Annotated in this window: 12 protein-coding genes; 7 read left to right on the top strand and 5 right to left on the bottom strand. The window is 70.0% G+C overall.

Annotated elements, in window-relative coordinates; all coding sequences use genetic code 11:
- Window positions 1–36: 36 nt before the first annotated feature.
- From ACFUPX_RS42100 to ACFUPX_RS42080, 5 genes are all read right to left on the bottom strand, one after another.
- The gene (locus tag ACFUPX_RS42100; RefSeq protein ID WP_383334673.1) at window positions 37–1587 is read right to left on the bottom strand and encodes a tryptophan halogenase family protein; all 1551 of its coding nucleotides are present in this window, start codon (window positions 1585–1587) and stop codon (window positions 37–39) included.
- A gap of 34 nt (window positions 1588–1621) precedes the next feature.
- Window positions 1622–2482, bottom strand: coding sequence for an HpcH/HpaI aldolase/citrate lyase family protein (locus ACFUPX_RS42095; RefSeq protein WP_383334671.1), 861 nt, complete (start codon window positions 2480–2482; stop codon window positions 1622–1624).
- On the bottom strand, window positions 2460–3653 hold the full coding sequence (locus ACFUPX_RS42090) for a Glu/Leu/Phe/Val dehydrogenase dimerization domain-containing protein (protein ID WP_383334669.1): 1194 nt from the start codon (window positions 3651–3653) through the stop codon (window positions 2460–2462). The genes ACFUPX_RS42095 and ACFUPX_RS42090 overlap by 23 nt, the downstream gene beginning before the upstream one ends.
- Window positions 3654–3661: 8 nt before the next feature.
- Complete coding sequence (locus tag ACFUPX_RS42085; protein WP_383334667.1) at window positions 3662–4948, bottom strand: FAD-dependent oxidoreductase; 1287 nt, start codon at window positions 4946–4948, stop codon at window positions 3662–3664.
- Window positions 4949–5308: 360 nt separating this feature from the next.
- A complete protein-coding gene (locus ACFUPX_RS42080) occupies window positions 5309–8332 on the bottom strand; it encodes a BTAD domain-containing putative transcriptional regulator (RefSeq protein WP_383334665.1) in 3024 nt (1007 codons plus the stop codon).
- 358 nt (window positions 8333–8690) lie between these two features.
- On the opposite strand from ACFUPX_RS42080, the gene ACFUPX_RS42075 reads away from it, so the two are divergent.
- The 7 genes from ACFUPX_RS42075 to ACFUPX_RS42045 all read left to right on the top strand — a co-directional run bounded on the left by ACFUPX_RS42075 (window position 8691) and on the right by ACFUPX_RS42045 (window position 17126).
- Window positions 8691–9755, top strand: a complete 1065-nt coding sequence (locus tag ACFUPX_RS42075; protein WP_383334663.1) for a glucose-1-phosphate thymidylyltransferase — start codon at window positions 8691–8693, stop codon at window positions 9753–9755.
- 45 nt (window positions 9756–9800) lie between these two features.
- Complete coding sequence (gene rfbB / locus ACFUPX_RS42070; protein ID WP_383334661.1) at window positions 9801–10784, top strand: dTDP-glucose 4,6-dehydratase; 984 nt, start codon at window positions 9801–9803, stop codon at window positions 10782–10784.
- Window positions 10785–10815: 31 nt separating this feature from the next.
- Window positions 10816–12129, top strand: coding sequence for a lipopolysaccharide biosynthesis protein RfbH (gene rfbH / locus ACFUPX_RS42065; RefSeq protein WP_383334659.1), 1314 nt, complete (start codon window positions 10816–10818; stop codon window positions 12127–12129).
- Window positions 12130–12199: 70 nt separating this feature from the next.
- A complete protein-coding gene (locus ACFUPX_RS42060) occupies window positions 12200–13597 on the top strand; it encodes an NDP-hexose 2,3-dehydratase family protein (RefSeq protein ID WP_383334657.1) in 1398 nt (465 codons plus the stop codon).
- Window positions 13594–14577, top strand: coding sequence for a Gfo/Idh/MocA family protein (locus ACFUPX_RS42055; protein ID WP_383334655.1), 984 nt, complete (start codon window positions 13594–13596; stop codon window positions 14575–14577). The genes ACFUPX_RS42060 and ACFUPX_RS42055 overlap by 4 nt, the downstream gene beginning before the upstream one ends.
- 179 nt (window positions 14578–14756) lie before the next feature.
- Window positions 14757–16061 (top strand): cytochrome P450, encoded by a 1305-nt coding sequence (locus ACFUPX_RS42050; RefSeq protein ID WP_383334653.1) that lies wholly within the window; start codon window positions 14757–14759, stop codon window positions 16059–16061.
- 66 nt (window positions 16062–16127) lie between these two features.
- Entirely contained in the window at window positions 16128–17126 is a 999-nt protein-coding gene (locus tag ACFUPX_RS42045) for an L-tyrosine/L-tryptophan isonitrile synthase family protein (RefSeq protein ID WP_383334651.1), read from the top strand.
- Window positions 17127–17181 lie beyond the last annotated feature (55 nt).

Genomic DNA, 17181 nt, shown 5'->3' with positions numbered 1-17181 from the left:
GACCGGTGCCGCGGGGCCGCAGGCCGGTTCCGCGCGTCAGTGCGCCTGGGCGAGGTACTCGTACTGGCTCGGCAGGTTCTGGACCAGCTCGCGCGACGTGGCGCGCACCCGCTCGAACTCCTCGGCGGCGGCCGTCCCGTCCATCAGGTCCAGCGCGCCGGGTGCGCGCATCGGGATCCCCTTCAGGCCGAGGAGCATCGACACGTAGGAGTACGCCTCGAAGCCGTGGTAGTGGGGGTAGATGGTCTCGGCGTCGGGCGTCTTGGTCTTCCACTGCTCCAGACGCGCGGCCAGCGCTTGTGGCACCTCGCGCTTCTTGGCGTCCTGCCAGTACTTGGTGTCGTTCCGCGCCGCGGCACGGTAGTGGAGCACCAGGAACTCCCGCACGCCGTCGATGCAGTGGTTGACCGCGCTGTTGTAGGACTCGCGGAGCTGGGACGCCCAGTCCTCCTGCGGGAAGTGCTTGACCAGCTGCTCGATGCCGTGCTGGATGAAGAAGATGCCGGTCGACTCCAGCGGCTCGACGAAGCCGCTCGACAGGCCGATGGCCACGCAGTTCTTCGTCCAGGAGTTGCGGCTGCGGCCGATCCGCATGCGGATGTGGTTCGCCTCGAGGTCCACCGCGTCCGGGCCGACGAACTCACGCAGCGTGCGCTCGGCCTCCTCGGGCTCGCAGTAGTCGCTCGAGTACACGTAGCCGGTCCCGATGCGGTCGAAGAGCGGGATCGTCCAGATCCAGCCGGCCTCCTGGGCGGTGGCCGTGGTGAAGGGGCGGATGCCCGTCTTGGAGGTGTCCTGCGGGACCCGCAGCGCGACGGCGCGGTCGTTGGGCAGCGTGTCCTGGAAGGAGACGAAGGGCTCGCCCAGCTTCTCGTTCAGGAGCAGCCCCTTGAAGCCGGTGCAGTCGATGAAGAGGTCGGCCTCCAGGTCACCGTGGTCCTTCGTGGCCACGGCGCTGATCCAGCCGCGGTCGTCGAGCTTGGTCTCGACCACGTCGTCGGTCACGTGGCGGACGCCGCGGCTCACGCCGTACTCGGTCAGGTACTTGGCGAGCAGCGCCGCGTCGAACTGGTAGGCGTACGGGAACTGCGTGTCCTGTTCGGACAGGGTGGACTTGAACACGGAACCGCCGGGTCCCAGGTCGCCGTTGCTCTGCTCGAAGAGCGTGCCGTCCAGGAGGCGCGGCGAGCGCAGGTTGTCGCCCATCTGCGCCATCACGAAGTTGTCGACGTCGAACCGGTCCGAAGGACGCTGCTTCAGCCACCAGTCCGTCAGCGGGAAGCCGTCCACGACGCGGAGCCGCTCGAAGGGGTGGTAGAAGTGCTTGCCCTGCTCCGCCCAGTTCTCGAAGCGAATACCCAGTTTGTACGTGGCGTTGCACGCCGGCATCCAGTCGGTTTCCTTGAGTCCCAGATACTCGAAGAAATGACGGACGGTGCTGAACGTGGCCTCGCCGACGCCGATCGTGGGCACCCGGTCGGATTCCACGACGGTCACCGATATTCGGTCGCCGAACGCGGCCTTGAGATAACTGGCGCTCATCCAGCCGGACGTGCCGCCGCCCACTACTACAACCCTGTTGACCATGCTCGTCGCCTTCCTGTTGTTTTCCGGTCGGGTTTCAGTCACGCGGCACGCCGCGCAGCGAATCAGGCAGACGGTCGAGATTCACCATGTTGCACCAGGTGCTCGCCGGCTCACTGATGTCATGGAGTGCGCCGTACTCCTCGCCCGCGCGGGTCAGCATGAAATGCAGATCGCTGGCGAGACCGAGGAAGCTGAATCCGTCGTCGATGCGGGCGCGCACATTGGCGGCGTCCCGGCAGAGGGTCCCCACCGGCACACCGGCCTCGCGGCAGGCGTCCTTCACCGTGCGCACGGCGTCCTGGAACGCCGGCTCGTCGCTCCAGAACTTCGCCGGGAGACCGAGGGACAGATGGAGGTCGTTGGGGCCGATGAAGACCAGGTCGATGCCGTCGACGGCGAGGATCTCCTTGATGTTCGCCAGGCCCTCGGTGGTCTCGATCTGGACCCCGACGAGAATCTCGTCGTTGGCCTCTGCGATGTATCCCGGGCCGCTCGTGGCGAAGCCGACGTGCGGCACCATGCCGCCGCCACCGCGCTCGCCCTTGGGCGGGAACCGGGCGAAGCGCACCGCGTCCGCCGCCTCCTTCGCGGAGTTCACCATCGGCACGATCACACCCTGGGCGCCCGCGTCGAGCGCGTGCTTGATGTGGTCGACGGTGCCCGCGGCGACCCGTGCGATCGGGGTGATCTCGCCGCCGCTCAGGTCGGAGATGACGCCGAAGATGTGGCTGGCCGTCGTGTGGTCGATGGGCGTGTGCTCGAAGTCCACGAGCATCCAGCGGAACGAGCCCTGCGCGACCAGGAGTCTGGTCGACTGCACGCTCTGCAGCTGGAGCCAGGTGCCGACAGCAGGGCTGCCCTGCCGGATCAGCTCAAGCGTCTTGTTCTTGCGCATTCGCCTGTGTCCTCTTCCGGTTGTTCACGTGCAGGCCATGGGTGATAAGAAATTCTTCGATCCGCTCGGTGATCGACGCGAATATCGACTGCATCGTCTCCCGGTCGGTTCGTTCTGTCTTCATCAGTTCACCGAACAGAATCGCGGCACCCGAATTGGACACCCATTCCGGAATGATGGTGATGCCCTGCCGGGTCCAGTACGAACGGACTTCGTCCGTGGCAAAGGCATTGTTGGCTCCGCAGACCACCACTTGTCCGGAGCTCTTCACGAACTCCTGCATCACCGAATCGGTGACGGCGTACCGGGTCGCGCAGGGCGTGAGGACTTCGGGTGCGGTGACGCCGACGAACTCGCTGAACAATTCCTCGTCCGGCTGACCGTCGCCGCGCGGAACCCATTTCCAACCTCTGAGCGGGTTCTCCCGTACGAGGTCTCCGAAGGCGCTGTCGCCGCCCTGGGCCGCCCGGCGGCGGAGGATCTCCTCGACGTCGATGCCGTCGGGGTCGTTCAGGAAGCCGTCCCTCTCGCAGATGCCCGTGACGAGGCCGATGCCGCGCGAGGTGAGCGAGTGCGCCGCGTTCGATCCGACGCTGCCGAACCCCTGGATCGCGACGCGCGGCGTGCCGCCGGCCGCGAGCCGGATCGCCTCGGCGACGGAGTGTCCCGTGGCGGCCTCGTCGACGGTGGCGTGCTCGTTCCAGGGCAGCGCGAGGCGCCGCGGCACGGCCTGTGCCTGCGAGGGGATCTTGGCGTACCGGGCCAGGGTGTCGGCCATCGCGACGAACGCCGTCGGCAGGGCGAGGTCCTCACGCGCGATGCGCTCGATGGCTTCCCTGCTGGTGTAGAGGTCGGCCCCGGTGCTCCACTCCTCCGCGATCACGTCGCGGTGCGCGATCATGAACCGGCGCAGTACACCCTCGGCCTCGGGCGACGTGGGGTCGAACCGGATTCCCCCCTTGCCGCCACCGAACCGCGGGCGCTGCAAGGTGTTCTTCAGGGACATGGTGGCCGCGAGATCGGCCACTTCCGACAGCGTGACGTTCGGGTGCATGAAGAGGCCGCCACCGCAGACCCCGCCCTCAAGGCTGTGGATGACGAGCCATCCCTGGGCCTCGGTCTCGTCGTCCCGCCAGTGGAACACCTTCGCGAAGCGTTGAGTCGTGCTCACGTCGTGGTTCACCCTCCGATCGGCTGCCGCGCGGTCGCCCCGGGTGCGCGGCGGTCGCCTGAGTAGATGTCGAGTGCCTCCTGGTACGTGGAGCTGACGAAGTTGACCAGGGCGGGCAGCGGGGGGACGTCGGAGGCGGCGGGCGCGGGCGCCGTTCCGCTCAGCTCGGCGTAGTTGGCCAGCGAGAGGGCCGACGCGGCCTCGTGTTCCGGTACGCGTTCGCGCTGGAACTCGGCGAGGACCGTCCCCTGGTCGTCCGGCCATTTCTCCAGGAGGCGCTCCAGGGCGCCGCAGTCCTCGAGGCCGAGGTTGACGCCCTGTCCCAGGAACGGCGCCACGGTGTGCGCCGCGTCGCCGAGCAGCAGGACCGAATCGTCGTGGACCACCGGGGAGCAGGTCACGACGGAGATCGAATTCACCGGCGCCCTCGAAGGATCCGGCTCGGCGAGGCGGATCCGGTCGGCCTCGTCGGGAAAGTCGCGCCGCAGGAGATCGAGGACGGCCTCGTCCGTGCCGAGGCCCGCGAAGGTCAGGGCGCCGTCCCGCGGCAGTACGAGGGTGCAGCGCAGCGAGCAGTCGCGGTTGGGCAGTCCCACCATGAAGTAGCCGTCACGGGGCCAGATGTGGATGGCCGACGAGGGCCGCCGGTCCATGCCGCCGGTCCCGTCCCCGTCCCCATTCCCGGCCTCGGCCTCGGCCTCGGCGAGGATCGTGACCTCCCGGTACTCGGCCCTGATCTGCTGCTGCCGGCTGTCGGTGAGCCCCTGCTCCACGAGCCGCTCGCGGACCGCGGAGTGGGTCCCGTCGGCGCCGACCAGCAGGTCGTACTCGACGTCGCGCACCTGGCCCCGCCCGTCGACGAGAGACACCCGCCGGGCGTCGAAGTCGACGCCCGTGCACTGCGTGTCGAACGTGAACCGCACCGCGGAGCCGACCGCTTTCGCGCTCTTCATCAGCAGCAGATTCAGGTCGTTGCGGTCGATCGACAGGGTCTGCCAGTCGTCACGCCCGTAACCCGCGACGCTGACCCGGCCGTCGAGGCCGTGCCGCGCGCGGCTGTCCATCGGCACCACGAGCTCGGCGAGTTCGGCGCGGGAGCACTTGCCGTCCAGCGCTTCGACGCCCCTCGGCGACAGGGAGAGGTTGATCGTGCGGCCGTCGTAGCGCAGCCCGCTCTCCATGTAGTGCGGACGCTTCTCGTACACCTCGACCGTGTAGCCGCGCGCCGCGAGAACCTGAGCGGCAAGACAACCGACCGGTCCCGCGCCGACCACCACCGCCCTGCGAGCGGGCATGCGTGAATTCGTCAAAGAAGACAACGTGGGTCACCAAGCTTCTGTCCGATGTCCGCCGGATTCTCGGGCGGAGCTTTTTGATCCGGGGCCTGATCGGACCGATAAAGGAGTGTCCGGAAGAAATCACCGAAGCGGACGTGTGGACGTCTGAAGAACTCCGACCTGCCCGGCCGTGAAATGCCGATGGAACCCGGCCAGGGTCGTCGTCCGCCGCTCCGGCCTCATTTCCACCGACGTCTCGACCCTAACCCGACACGTTCTTCCGCCGGTGCGTTCGACCATGGAGAGCGATATCTCCGACGAGCCGTGCGTTCGACTGCGGCGCATACGCGGTTGAACGGAGAAACGGGGAGAGCCGATTCAGCTTGCGCGGCTCGAGCAATTGTCGGCACCCGGCACTCCGCCCGGCCCGCCATCGGCCCCGTCCGCCTCGGGATCGGGGCCACCGGAGGCCTCCCGGGCGTCGGCTGCGCCTTCCAGAGCGATCAGCAACTCTCGGCGCATACCGATCCGTTGGGCGATCTGCCGGGCCTGCTGGTGGTGCACCTGCCCCAGGGTGTACTCGCCGCGGTCGCGGTGCACCGCGCCGATGACGTTGTGCACGAAGGCCGTGACGGCCGGGCGGCTGAGACTGCGCAGGAGTTCAAGTGCGGCATGCCCGGCCATCAGCGCCTCCGCGTGCCTGCGCTGACGGCGGTAGACGTCCGCGTACCGGGCCAGGACCGATGCCTGGCCGTACGGCGTCGCATGGCGCCGGGCAAGGACGGACGCCTCGGCGAGGCGGTCGAGGGCGATCTCGTACCCGCCGCCCTCCGCATGCGAGGCCGCCTCGCCGGCCAGGCCGACGATCTCGCCGTACGGATCGCCGATCCGCCTGCTGTTGAGGATCATCATCCGGTTGGTCTGCAGCGCCTCCGCGTGCCGGCCGAGGGCGAACTGGGCCTCACCGAGTGAGGCCAGGGCCGCCCCTTCCTCCCGCCGCGCGCCCGCCCGGCTGAAGATCACCAGGGACCGGTGCAGGAACAGGATGGCGTTCTCGTACTGACCCATCGTGTTGTAGAACATGCTGATCCTGCTGAGGCAGAACGCGATGCCCAGGCTGTCCCCCAGACGCTCGGCGATGGCCAGCGCCTCCTGCGCGCACGCAAGACCTTCCTTGACGCGCCCCAAGTACCAGTACGGGGTGGCCAAGTTCGTCAGGGCCTGCCCCTCGAGCTCCGCGTCACCCATGCGGCGGGCGGCGGCCACCGCCTTGTGCAGCACGCCCAGTTCGTCCTCGGTGTGTCCGCGTACCCGCAGATAGGGGGTGAGTGCCTGGGGCAGCCTGGCCACGTGCTGGTCGAACCCGGCCTCCTCGGCGTGGACGAGCGCCGCCAGGAGGTTGGCCCGTTCCGTCTGGAACCAAGCCAGCGCTGCCTCCCGGTCCGGCAGCGGCGGCAGCACGTCGGGGCGGTGGGCAAGCGGGACGGCAAGGCGCTCGCGGTCCGGCTGGATCACCGAGGCGGCCTCGTCGGCGGCGCACAGGTAGTAGTCGAGCAGCCGGTGCCGTGCGCGACGGGCCGTCGCCGAGTCCGCCTCCGCGGCGTCCCGGGCCAGCGAGCGCACGAGGTCGTGGAAGACGTAGCGGCCCGGGGTGCGCTGGATGAGCAGCCGGGCATCCAGCAGGTCCTCGAGCAGCAACTCGGCGGATTCCAGGGGCAGTCTGGCGAGCGCGGCCACCGTGTGCCCGTCGAAGTCCGTGCCCGGGTGCACTCCGAGGAGCCCGAAGAGCTGCTGGTGGCGGGCGGGCATCGAGGCCCGCGACAGCTCGAGGACCACGCGGACGCTGCGCTGCTCGGCCACCAGCTCGCCCAGTCGGGGCACTTCGCCCTGCAGCCTGCCGACCATGGAGGCGATGGTCCACTGGGGGCGGTTGCGCAGCCGGGACGCGGCGATCCGCAGGGCCAGCGGAAGCTGCCCGCACAGGGCGACCAGTTCCGCGGCGGGCTCCGGTTCGGCAAGGACCCGCTCGCGGCCGAGCACCCCCCTCAGGAGCGCGAGCCCGTCGGCCGGTGTCGGCAGCGGCAACGGCAGCGGCACCGCCCCGTCGAGCCCGGCCAGGCGGGCCCGGCTGGTGACGAGGACCAGGCAACCGGGGCCGCCGGGCATCAGCGGGCGCACCTGTTGCGAGGTCGCCGCGTTGTCGAACAGGAGCAGCAGCCGCCGTCCCGCGGTCATGCCCCGCCACAGACCCTCCCGGTCCGCGAGGTCGTCGGGGATCCGCTCCCCCGGCACCCCGATCGCCCGGAGCAGGGTGGCCAGGGCGGTACGCGGTCCCACGGGTTCGAAGCCGGGGGTGAAGCCGTGCAGGTCGAGGAAGAGCTGGCCGTCCGGGAACCGGCCCGCCAGGCGGTGCCCGGCGTGCACGGCGAGGGTGCTCTTGCCGCTGCCGCCCATCCCGTCGATGGTGATGACCTTGGTGGGTTCGTCGACGCCGTCCGGGACGTTGGAGAGCAGCCATCTCATCTCCGCCTGGCGGCCGGTGAAGTCGGACAGGTCGTGCGGCAGGGACCGCGGCTGCTCCTTGGGCGGCGCCTCGGAGACCGAACGCCGCGGGGTCTGCGTCTGGGGAGCCGGGTCGTAGAGGTCCGGTTCGTTGCGCAGGATCTGCTGATGGCGCAGGTCGGCCTCGGGGCCCGGCTCGATGCCGAGCTGTTCGGCGAGGAGCGTGCGCAGGTCGCGGTAGACGCGCAGCGCGTCGGCCTGCCGGCCCACCCGGTACAGCGCCACCATGAGCAGGGCGCTCAGCGACTCCCGCAGCGGATGCTCGGCGACCAGGTTCCGCAGCTCGCCCACCGCGTCGTGCGCGCGGCCCTGTTCGAGGCGCAGCTCCAGCAGCCGCTCCCGGGCGCCCAGGAGCCGCTCCTCGACCGCGGCCGCCGCCGCCTCGAGAAGCGAGGTGCGGCAGTCCGGGAGCACTCGCCCCCGGTGCAGGCTCAGGGCCGCCTCGAGCACGGCGGCTTCGCCGTCGATGTCGTCGACGGCGTGGCAGCGGCGTGCCAGTGCCAGGTACTTGTCGAGGCGGGTGAGGTCGAGCTGATCGTCTTCGACGACGATGCGGTACCCCGGCCCGTCGGTGACCAGGTGGTGCTGCCCGCCCGGAATGCGGGCGCGCAGGTCGGCCACCACCTTGCGGATCTGGTGCTCGGCCGTCGCGGGCGGAGCCCACTCCCACACGGCGTCCACCAGTCTGGACATCGGAACGATCCGATTGGCGTCGAGCAGCAGTGCGGCCAGCACACCGTGTGATCGCTGACCGCCGAGCCGCAGCTTGTCTTCCCCGTCCCACACCTCGAGCGTCCCCAGGACACCGAACCGGACGGCACTCCCCCGTGAGGCCATCATGGTTGATCACCCTACGGGATGAGCCCGGCCCGCATATTGCAGGTCGAACGCTCAACTGGCCGGTGTTCTACGGCTGTTGCGGCCGATCCGGATGTGTTTGAACATCCTTGACGGGCGGCGGGCCGCCAAGAATACTCGATCATCGTCGGTGATCTGCGCCCAGCGGTGGACGAGATTCCTCGCCTCCATCCCGCATGAGCATCCCGGGACGGGCACGCGCCTCCTTCGCCGCCCCGCCCCCGGCCGACACTCTCCGCAGCGCTTTCCGTCCACCTCCGCACCGAGGCCGATGCGGCATGCCCTCGGCACAGGTGGCCACCGCCCTACGCAAGATCACCCAAAGCCGGGAGAATCTCTCATGAAGGCATTGGTCCTTTCCGGCGGGTCCGGGACTCGCCTCAGGCCGTTCAGCCACTCCATGCCCAAGCAGCTCATCCCCATCGCCAACAAGCCCGTGCTCGCCTATGTCCTGGAGAACATCCGCGACCTGGGCGTGACCGAGATCGGCATCGTGACCGGCGACCGCGGCGACCAGATCGCCACGGCCATCGGTGACGGCTCCCGGTTCGGCGTCCGCATCACCTATCTGCGCCAGGACGCGCCGCGCGGTCTCGCGCACGCCGTCACCACGGCACGCGACTTCCTCGGCGACGACGACTTCGTGATGTACCTCGGGGACAACATGCTCCCCTCCGGGATCGCCGACGCCGCCGCCAGGTTCCGCGCCCGCCGCCCCGCGGCGCAGATCCTGGTCCACAAGGTGCCCGACCCCCGCGCCTTCGGGGTGGCCCAACTCGACGTGGACGGAAGGGTCCTGACACTGGTCGAGAAGCCGCAGGAGCCGTGCAGCGACCTCGCGCTCATCGGCGTCTACTTCTTCACCTCCGTCATCCACGACGCGATAGCCGCCATCGGGCCGAGCCCGCGCGGCGAGCTGGAGATCACCGACGCCGTGCAGGAGCTCGTCGGACGCGGCACCCCCGTCCTGGCGATCGAGTACGACGGGTACTGGAAGGACACCGGTGACGTCGAGGAAGTCCTGGAGTGCCACCGCAAGGTGCTCGAAGGACTGCGGCCCGACACCGGCGACGCACAGGTGGCCGACAGCGAACTGATCGGCGCCGTCGTCCTGGAGAGCGGGGCCCGTGTGGTGCGCTCGCGCATCGAGGGACCCGCCGTCATCGGCGCGGGAACCCTGGTCGAGGACAGCAGCGTCGGACCCTGTACCTCGGTGGGCGGCGGCTGCGTACTGCGCGACACCGGTCTTCGCGACTCCATCGTCCTGGACGGTTCGCACCTCACCGGTGTGCACGGCATCGAGGGTTCGCTGATCGGGCGTGCGGCGTCGGTGACCGCCGCGCACAAGAGCCCGCGCCACCGGATCGTCATCGGCGACCACTCGGGGGTCGAGGTGGCCCTCTGACGTCCGCGCCGAACCTCGCGACCCCACTCAAGAAGGCAGGACTGCATGAGGATCCTGGTGACCGGCGCGGCCGGATTCATCGGCTCGCACTTCGTCCGTACGCTCCTGAACGACGGCTACGCCGGCTGGGAGGGCGCCCGGGTGACCGCCCTGGACTCCCTCTCGTACGCGGGAAACCGCGAGAACCTCCCCCCGCACGACCCGCGCCTCGACTTCGTCCACGGCGACATCTGCGACCGGGACACCCTGATGGACGTGCTCCCCGGGCACGACGCGGTGGTGCACTTCGCCGCCGAGTCGCACGTCGACCGGTCCGTGGAGTCCGGCGCCCCCTTCGTCCGCACCAACGTGGGCGGCACCCAGACCCTCCTCGAGGCCTGCCTCGCCACCGACGTCGAGCGGGTCGTGCACGTGTCGACGGACGAGGTGTACGGCTCCATCGCCGAGGGCTCCTGGACCGAGGAAAGGCCCTTGCAGCCCAACTCCCCGTACGCGGCGTCGAAGGCGGCGTCGGACCTGATCGCCCGCGCGTACTGGCACACCCACGGCCTCGACCTGTCGATCACCCGGTGCTCCAACAACTTCGGCCCCCACCAGCATCCGGAGAAGCTCGTCCCCCTCTTCATCACCAACCTCCTGGAGGGCCTGTCCCTGCCGGTGTACGGGAACGGCCTGAACGTGCGGGAGTGGCTGCACGTCGACGACCACTGCCGGGCCGTCCACCTGGTGCTTCAGGGCGGCAGGGCGGGCGAGATCTACAACGTGGGGGGCGGCGACGAACGCACCAACCTCGCCGTGACCGACCTCCTGCTCGACCTGTGCGACGCCGACCGCTCCGCCGTCCGGCACGTCACGGACCGCAAGGGGCACGACGCCCGCTACGCGCTGGACGACACCAAGATCCGCGAGGAACTCGGGTACGCCCCGCGCATCGGCTTCGAGGAGGGCATGGCCGCCACCGTCGCCTGGTACCGGGAGAACCCTGCTTGGTGGAAGGCGTCCAAGTACGGCGACGCGGAAGGCCGCTGACATGTCCCGCACGCTACGAGAGGGCGCTCCCATGGGGCAGCACGCGCAGCACAAGGACCTCATCCTGGAGTCGGTGCGCAAGTACCACCAGGAGGCCCAGGACCTGAAGCCCTTCGTTCCCGGGGTCACCGAGATCTGGCCGTCCGGTGCCGTGCTGGCCGCCGAGGACCGGGAAGCGCTGGTGGAGGCGGCGCTCGACCTGCGGATCGCGGCAGGGCGCAGCTCCCGCAAGTTCGAGTCGTCGTTCGCCCGCTGGATGGGACGGCGCAAGGCGCACCTGGTCAACTCCGGCTCGTCCGCGAACCTGCTCTCGGTGGCCGCCCTGATGTCACCGCAGCTCGAGGAGAGCCGGCTGCGGCCCGGCGACGAGGTGATCACCGTCGCCGCGGGCTTTCCGACGACCGTGAACCCGATCCTGCAGAACGGCCTGGTCCCCGTCTTCGTCGACGTGGACCTCGGCACGTACAACACGACCGCGGAGCGGGTGCGCCGGGCCATCGGCCCCAGGACCCGCGCCATCCTCATCGCGCACGCGCTCGGCAACCCCTTCGAGGCCGCCGAGCTCGCTCAACTCGCCGATGAGCGGGACCTGTTCCTGATCGAGGACAACTGCGACGCGGTCGGCTCACGCCACCACGGGCAGCTCACCGGAACCTTCGGCGATCTGTCCACCGTCAGCTTCTACCCGGCCCACCACCTGACGACCGGCGAGGGCGGCTGCGTACTGACGTCGAACCTCGTCCTGGCGCGGCTCGTCGAGTCGCTGCGCGACTGGGGCCGTGACTGCTGGTGCGAGCCCGGGGAGACCAACCGCTGCCTCAAGCGGTTCGACTACCAGATGGGGACGCTGCCGGCCGGTTACGACCACAAGTACATTTTCTCGCACGTCGGTTACAACCTGAAGGGCACCGACCTCCAGGCGGCCCTCGGCCTCAGTCAGCTCGGCAGACTCGACGAGTTCTGCGCCGCGCGGCGCCGCAACTGGCGCCAGCTGCGCGAGGGCCTCGACGGCGTGCCCCATCTGGTGCTGCCGCGGGCCACCGAGGGATCCGACCCGAGCTGGTTCGGCTTCGCCCTCACCGTCGAGCCCGACGCCCCGTACAGCCGTGCCGCGCTCGTCGACTTCCTGGAGAGCCGCAAGATCGGGACGAGGCGTCTCTTCGCGGGCAACCTCACCCGCCACCCCGCCTACATCGGCGCTCCGCACCGCGTATCGGGGGACCTCACCAACAGCGACATCATCACCGAGCAGACGTTCTGGATCGGGGTCTATCCCGCTCTGACCGAGGAGATGCTCGCCTACGTCGTCCGGTCGATACGGGAGTTCACCGCGGCGCACCGCTGACCCGCGACCACGCGACCGGCGTCGGCTCCGTGCCGCGCTCCACCCGCCAGGGACGTCAGGAGTCCTCCCCATGCAATCCCTACAGGTTTCCGGCCCTCGTCTGGTCCGGCGAACCGACCACACCCTCGCCGGCCGCCTCGCGCTGTCGACGGCGTCACCGGGAACGATGCTCCCCACCGGCGAGTTCGCGCACTGGCTCGGCGGGCGGCGCGCCGCGCACGCCTTCCGGACCGAGCGCATCCCCTTCTCCGCGCTCGACGCCTGGACGTTCCAGGACGGCACCGGCAACCTCGTGCACCGCAGCGCCCGCTTCTTCAGCGTGGAGGGACTGCACGTGACGGTGACCGGCGACGCGGGCACCGAGGAATGGCACCAGCCCATCATCCGGCAGCCCGAGGTCGGGATCCTCGGCATCCTGGCCAAGGAGTTCGACGGGGTTCTGCACTTCCTCATGCAGGCCAAGATGGAGCCGGGCAACCCGAACCTGCTCCAGCTCTCCCCCACCGTGCAGGCCACCCGCAGCAACTACACCAAGGTGCACCAGGGTTCGGACGTGAAGTACCTGGAGTTCTTCACCGAGCCGCACCGGGGCCGGGTGCTGACCGACGTGCTGCAGTCGGAGCACGGCTCGTGGTTCTACCGCAAGAGCAACCGCAACGTGATCGTCGAGGCCGTCGGCGATGTCCCCGACCACGAGGACTTCTGCTGGCTCACCCTGGGCCAGATCAACGAACTGCTGCGGTGGGACAACGTCGTCAACATGGACTCGCGCACCGTGCTGGCCTGCATGCCGGGCTGTGCGAAAGGCGAGAACACCGCGCTGCGCCCGGACGCCGATGTGATGTCCTGGTTCTGCTCGGAGCGCAGCCGCCACGTCGTCACCGCGGAGCGCGGCGCGCTGCGCGACGTACCCGGCTGGGAGCGCTCGGAGTGGGCGATATCCCATGCCGAGCAGCGGTACTTCCGGGTGGTCGCGCTCTCGGTGGAGGCCGGCAACCGGGAGGTGGCGCGCTGGACGCAGCCGCTTTTCGAGCCCGTGGACACCGGGGAGATCGCGTTCGTGGCCCGCCGGTTCGACGACGTGCTGCACGTCCTGGTGCGAGCCCGCGTCGAGGGCGGTTTCCTCGACAACGTCGAGCTGGGGCCGACGGTGCAGTGCATCCCCGGCAACGTGGCCCACCTGCCCGAGGAGGAGCGCCCGGCGTTCCTGGGCACCGTCGTCACCGCCACCGCGTCCGACGTGCTGTACGAGGCGGTGCACTCCGAGGAAGGCGGGCGGTTCCTCAACGCCGAGAGCCGCTACCGCGTCGTGCTCGCCGACGAGACCCAGGCGCCGACGCATCCTCCCGCCGGGTTCCACTGGGTGACGCCGGGTCAGCTGGCGTCGCTCGTGCGGCACGGTCACTATCTCAACGTGCAGGCCCGCACACTGCTCGCCTGCCTCCGCACGATCGCGCCCGCCGCATGACCGCCGCCCCCTCCGGGGCGGCTCCGCTACGGGTCGGTGTCCTTGGCTGCGCGTCCGTCGCCCGGCGGCGCCTGATGCCCGCTCTGGCGGCCTCGCCCGAGACCGAGTTGACTGCCGTCGCCAGCAGGAATGCGGGCCGGGCACGGGAGTTGGCGGCGACGTACGGCTGCCGGCCCGTGCACGGGTACGCGACGCTCCTGGCGCGCGACGACATCGACGCCGTGTACATCCCGCTGCCCGCCGCGCTGCACGGGGAGTGGATCGCCGCGGCGCTGCGCGCGGGCAAACACGTCCTCGCGGAGAAGCCGCTGACCACGAGCGCGAGCCGGACCGCGCGGCTGCTCGCGGAGGCACGAGGCCGTCGGCTGGTGCTCATGGAGAACGTGATGTTCCTCCACCACGGTCAGCACGCGGCGGTACGCGGCCTCGTGCACACCGAACGGGCCATCGGTGAACCTCGGTTTCTACGCGCGGTGTTCACGGTGCCGCCGCGTCCCGCCGACGACATCCGCTACCGGGCCGACCTGGGGGGCGGGGCGCTGTGGGACGTGGGCGTGTACCCGGTGCGTGCCGCGCTGCATCTGCTGGGTGACGGGCTCACCGTCTGCGGCGCGGCCCTCACGCGGGCCGCCGGACACGAGGTCGACACCTCGGGCGCGGCACTGCTGCGCTCGTCGACCGGGGTCTTCGCCCAGCTGTCGTTCGGCTTGGAGCAGGCGTACGCGTCGACGTACGAACTCTGGGGCAGCGAGGGCCGACTCGTCCTCGACCAGGCGTTCACCCCGCCCGCCGACCATCGGCCCGTGGTGCGCCTGCGGCACGCCTCCGGCACCCAGGAGGTGCGGCTCGACGCGGAGGACCAGGTGGCCGGCACGTTGCGCGCCTGGGTGACGGCGGTGCGGTCGGGGATCACCCCGGACACCGGCGCCCTCCGCCAGGCCGAGCTCCTGGACGACATCAGGCGGCACGCCGGCGTTTAAGCCGCCGCGGCCACCCCTCCCCCACACACACGCCCCCACGCACCCACAGTCACGACCGCGCCCGGACACCGGTCCGCCCGCGGCCGCATCGCCCTGCCCTCGTGCCCGAAGTTCACGGCACCGGGCCGCCCGCCGCACACCAGCGGCACATCACCACACCGGAAGGAACCACCACACCCATGTCTCTTCCCGAGCCATTGCCCCTGTACGGCCCCGAGTACAAGACCGATCCCTATCCCCTCTACGAGAAACTGCGCGGCGAGGGTCCGGTACACCGGGTGCACTTCCCCAGCGGCGTCAACGCATGGCTGGTCACCGGCTACGCGGCGGCCCACCAGGCGCTCAACGACGATCGTCTGGGCAAGAACCACGACCTCGGCAACGACGCCTGGCGCTCGCGTGCGGCGATCATGCCCGAGCCGCAGCACTCGCAGCTCCAGGCACACCTGCTGCACCAGGACCCGCCGAAGCACACCGTGATGCGGCGGCTCGTCACCGAGGCCTTCGCCCCGCGTGCCATGGAGCGGATACGCGGCCGGATCGAGGAGATCGCGCAGGAACTGCTCGACGCGGCGATCGGCCGCCCCGGCGCCGACGCGCCGGTGAGCGGTGTCGTCGATGTGGTCGACGCGTTCGCCGCCCACTTCCCCTTCCGGGTGCTCGCCGAGGTCATCGGCCTGCCGGCCGAGCTGGCAGGGCGCTTCGACCGCGACTGGGGAAAGGTCGTACAGCCCGTCGGGCCGACCGACCCCGGGCGCCCCGCCTACGAGGGCCGGCTGCACGGTCTGCAGGCCTACATCGCGGAGGTGACGCGGGAGAAGCTCCGCAACCCCGGCGACGACCTGCTCACCGCGCTGGTCACCGCACGCGAGGAAGGCACGATCAGCAAGGAGGAGACCGACTCGATCGTCTTCCAGCTCCTGGTCGCGGGACAGGAACCGGTCACCAACCAGATCACCACCTCGCTCATCGCCCTGCTGCGCCATCCCGCGCAACTCCGGCGGCTGCGCGACGCGTTCGACCCGTCGACGCAGGACGACCCGGGGCTCCCGGCGCGTGCGGTGGAGGAGCTCCTGCGCTACGACAGCGCGTTCGAGCTCACCACCTGGCGGTTCTTCGCCGAGGACTCGGATCTGTACGGCACCGGCATCCCGGCGGGCGACTCGGTGATCGTCTCGCTGAGCGCCGCCAACCGCGACCCGGAGCGCTTCCCCGACGCCGACACCCTCGACCTCGACCGCAGCCCCAACCCCCATCTGGCCTTCGGCCACGGCATCCACTTCTGCCCCGGCGCCTCACTGGCCCGTATCGAACTCCAGATCGCCATCGGGGCGTTGCTGACCCGCCTTCCGCAGCTGCGGTTCGCCGTCGACGACGACTCGCTGGTCTGGATCTCCGCGGTGCTGGCGCGCGGCGTCAACGAACTCCCGGTCGCCTACGGGCCCCAGGACCCGCCCGTCACCGGCTGCCCGGTGGCGCATTGAACGGATCTCCCGTTCACCCGGCCGTTCAGGTCGTCGAGCACGCGAGCCCAAGAAAGCGAGCACACCATGTCTGCTTCACCCTCATCGCCCTCCTCCGTCCTTGAGTCCGAATCCTCCGAGACCCGCCAGATCACCCACGAAATCCTGTCCCTGCTCCTTCCGCACCGGCGCACCGTCGAGTCCGACGCCGAACTCGACACCACCGACGCGTTCCCCGAACAGCTGCTGCAGATATCGGGGTTCGTCGGCCGGGGTGAACCCGTCCTGTTCACCCTGCCGGGATTCCCGTGCAAGTCACCCAACTCCGCGAAGGTCTTCAACCACCTGCCGGACCAGGGAGAGTTGCTCGCCCTGCGCTTCCTGGACTCGCTGTGCGCGCGGATCGGCAAGGTGTACGCACCGGGCGCCGGCGTCCTGATCTGCTCCGACGGGCACATCTTCGGCGACGTCATCGGCGTACCCGACGAGCACATCGACGCCTACGGAGACGCGCTGCGCGACATGATCCGCGACGAGGGGATGGGCGAGCACCTGGCCACCTTCGACCTGCGCGACGTCTACGGCACGACGCTGTCGTACGACGAGAAGCGCATGGCCACCACCGACCGCTACGCGCCGACGATCGAGGATCTGCGGGCCGAGGTCCACGTCGACGAATCGACGCTGCGGATGTATCGCGGCATCACCCGCTTCATGGTCGAGGACACCGCGAACTGGGAGGGGACGCGTTCCGCTCTGCAGCGCGATGCCCGGCGGCGCGCCTACGAGGTCATCCGGCGCAGCCGCGCCTGGGGCGAGCTGATCGCCGAGCACCACCCCCGTACGGTGCGTCTCTCCATCCACCCGCAGAACCGCGGCGAGGCCAAGTTCGGCATCCGGCTTCTCGGGGCCGCCGACGCGTGGACCACGCCGTGGCACTCGGTACCGCTGCGGCGTGCCGACGGCGGCTGGGAGCTGATGCACCGCACCGCGGCGGAGCTGATCGGCCGTGAGGTCCACCGGGACGGCCGTCCGAGCCACTTCGAGGCCCTCGACGGCGCCGACGAGGTGGCCGTCGCCGTGTGACGCGACCACCCCGGAGACGACAGAAGCGGGTGCCCTGTTCACCGTGGTGGTGAAC

The sequence above is a fragment of the Streptomyces sp. NPDC057302 genome (assembly GCF_042667685.1).
Classification (GTDB): Bacteria; Actinomycetota; Actinomycetes; order Streptomycetales; family Streptomycetaceae; genus Streptomyces.
The sequence above is the reverse complement of the archived record's forward strand: the minus strand, read 5'-3'. Positions and strand labels throughout refer to the sequence as shown.

Coding starts and splice junctions, on each gene's coding strand:
- ACFUPX_RS42085 (WP_383334667.1), bottom strand. CDS start 4,948: ATGCCCGCTCGCAGGGCGGTGGTGGTCGGCGCGGGACCGGTCGGTTGT.
- ACFUPX_RS42095 (WP_383334671.1), bottom strand. CDS start 2,482: ATGCGCAAGAACAAGACGCTTGAGCTGATCCGGCAGGGCAGCCCTGCT.
- ACFUPX_RS42045 (WP_383334651.1), top strand. CDS start 16,128: ATGTCTGCTTCACCCTCATCGCCCTCCTCCGTCCTTGAGTCCGAATCC.
- ACFUPX_RS42055 (WP_383334655.1), top strand. CDS start 13,594: ATGACCGCCGCCCCCTCCGGGGCGGCTCCGCTACGGGTCGGTGTCCTT.
- rfbH (WP_383334659.1), top strand. CDS start 10,816: ATGGGGCAGCACGCGCAGCACAAGGACCTCATCCTGGAGTCGGTGCGC.
- ACFUPX_RS42080 (WP_383334665.1), bottom strand. CDS start 8,332: ATGATGGCCTCACGGGGGAGTGCCGTCCGGTTCGGTGTCCTGGGGACG.
- ACFUPX_RS42075 (WP_383334663.1), top strand. CDS start 8,691: ATGAAGGCATTGGTCCTTTCCGGCGGGTCCGGGACTCGCCTCAGGCCG.
- ACFUPX_RS42060 (WP_383334657.1), top strand. CDS start 12,200: ATGCAATCCCTACAGGTTTCCGGCCCTCGTCTGGTCCGGCGAACCGAC.
- rfbB (WP_383334661.1), top strand. CDS start 9,801: ATGAGGATCCTGGTGACCGGCGCGGCCGGATTCATCGGCTCGCACTTC.
- ACFUPX_RS42100 (WP_383334673.1), bottom strand. CDS start 1,587: ATGGTCAACAGGGTTGTAGTAGTGGGCGGCGGCACGTCCGGCTGGATG.
- ACFUPX_RS42050 (WP_383334653.1), top strand. CDS start 14,757: ATGTCTCTTCCCGAGCCATTGCCCCTGTACGGCCCCGAGTACAAGACC.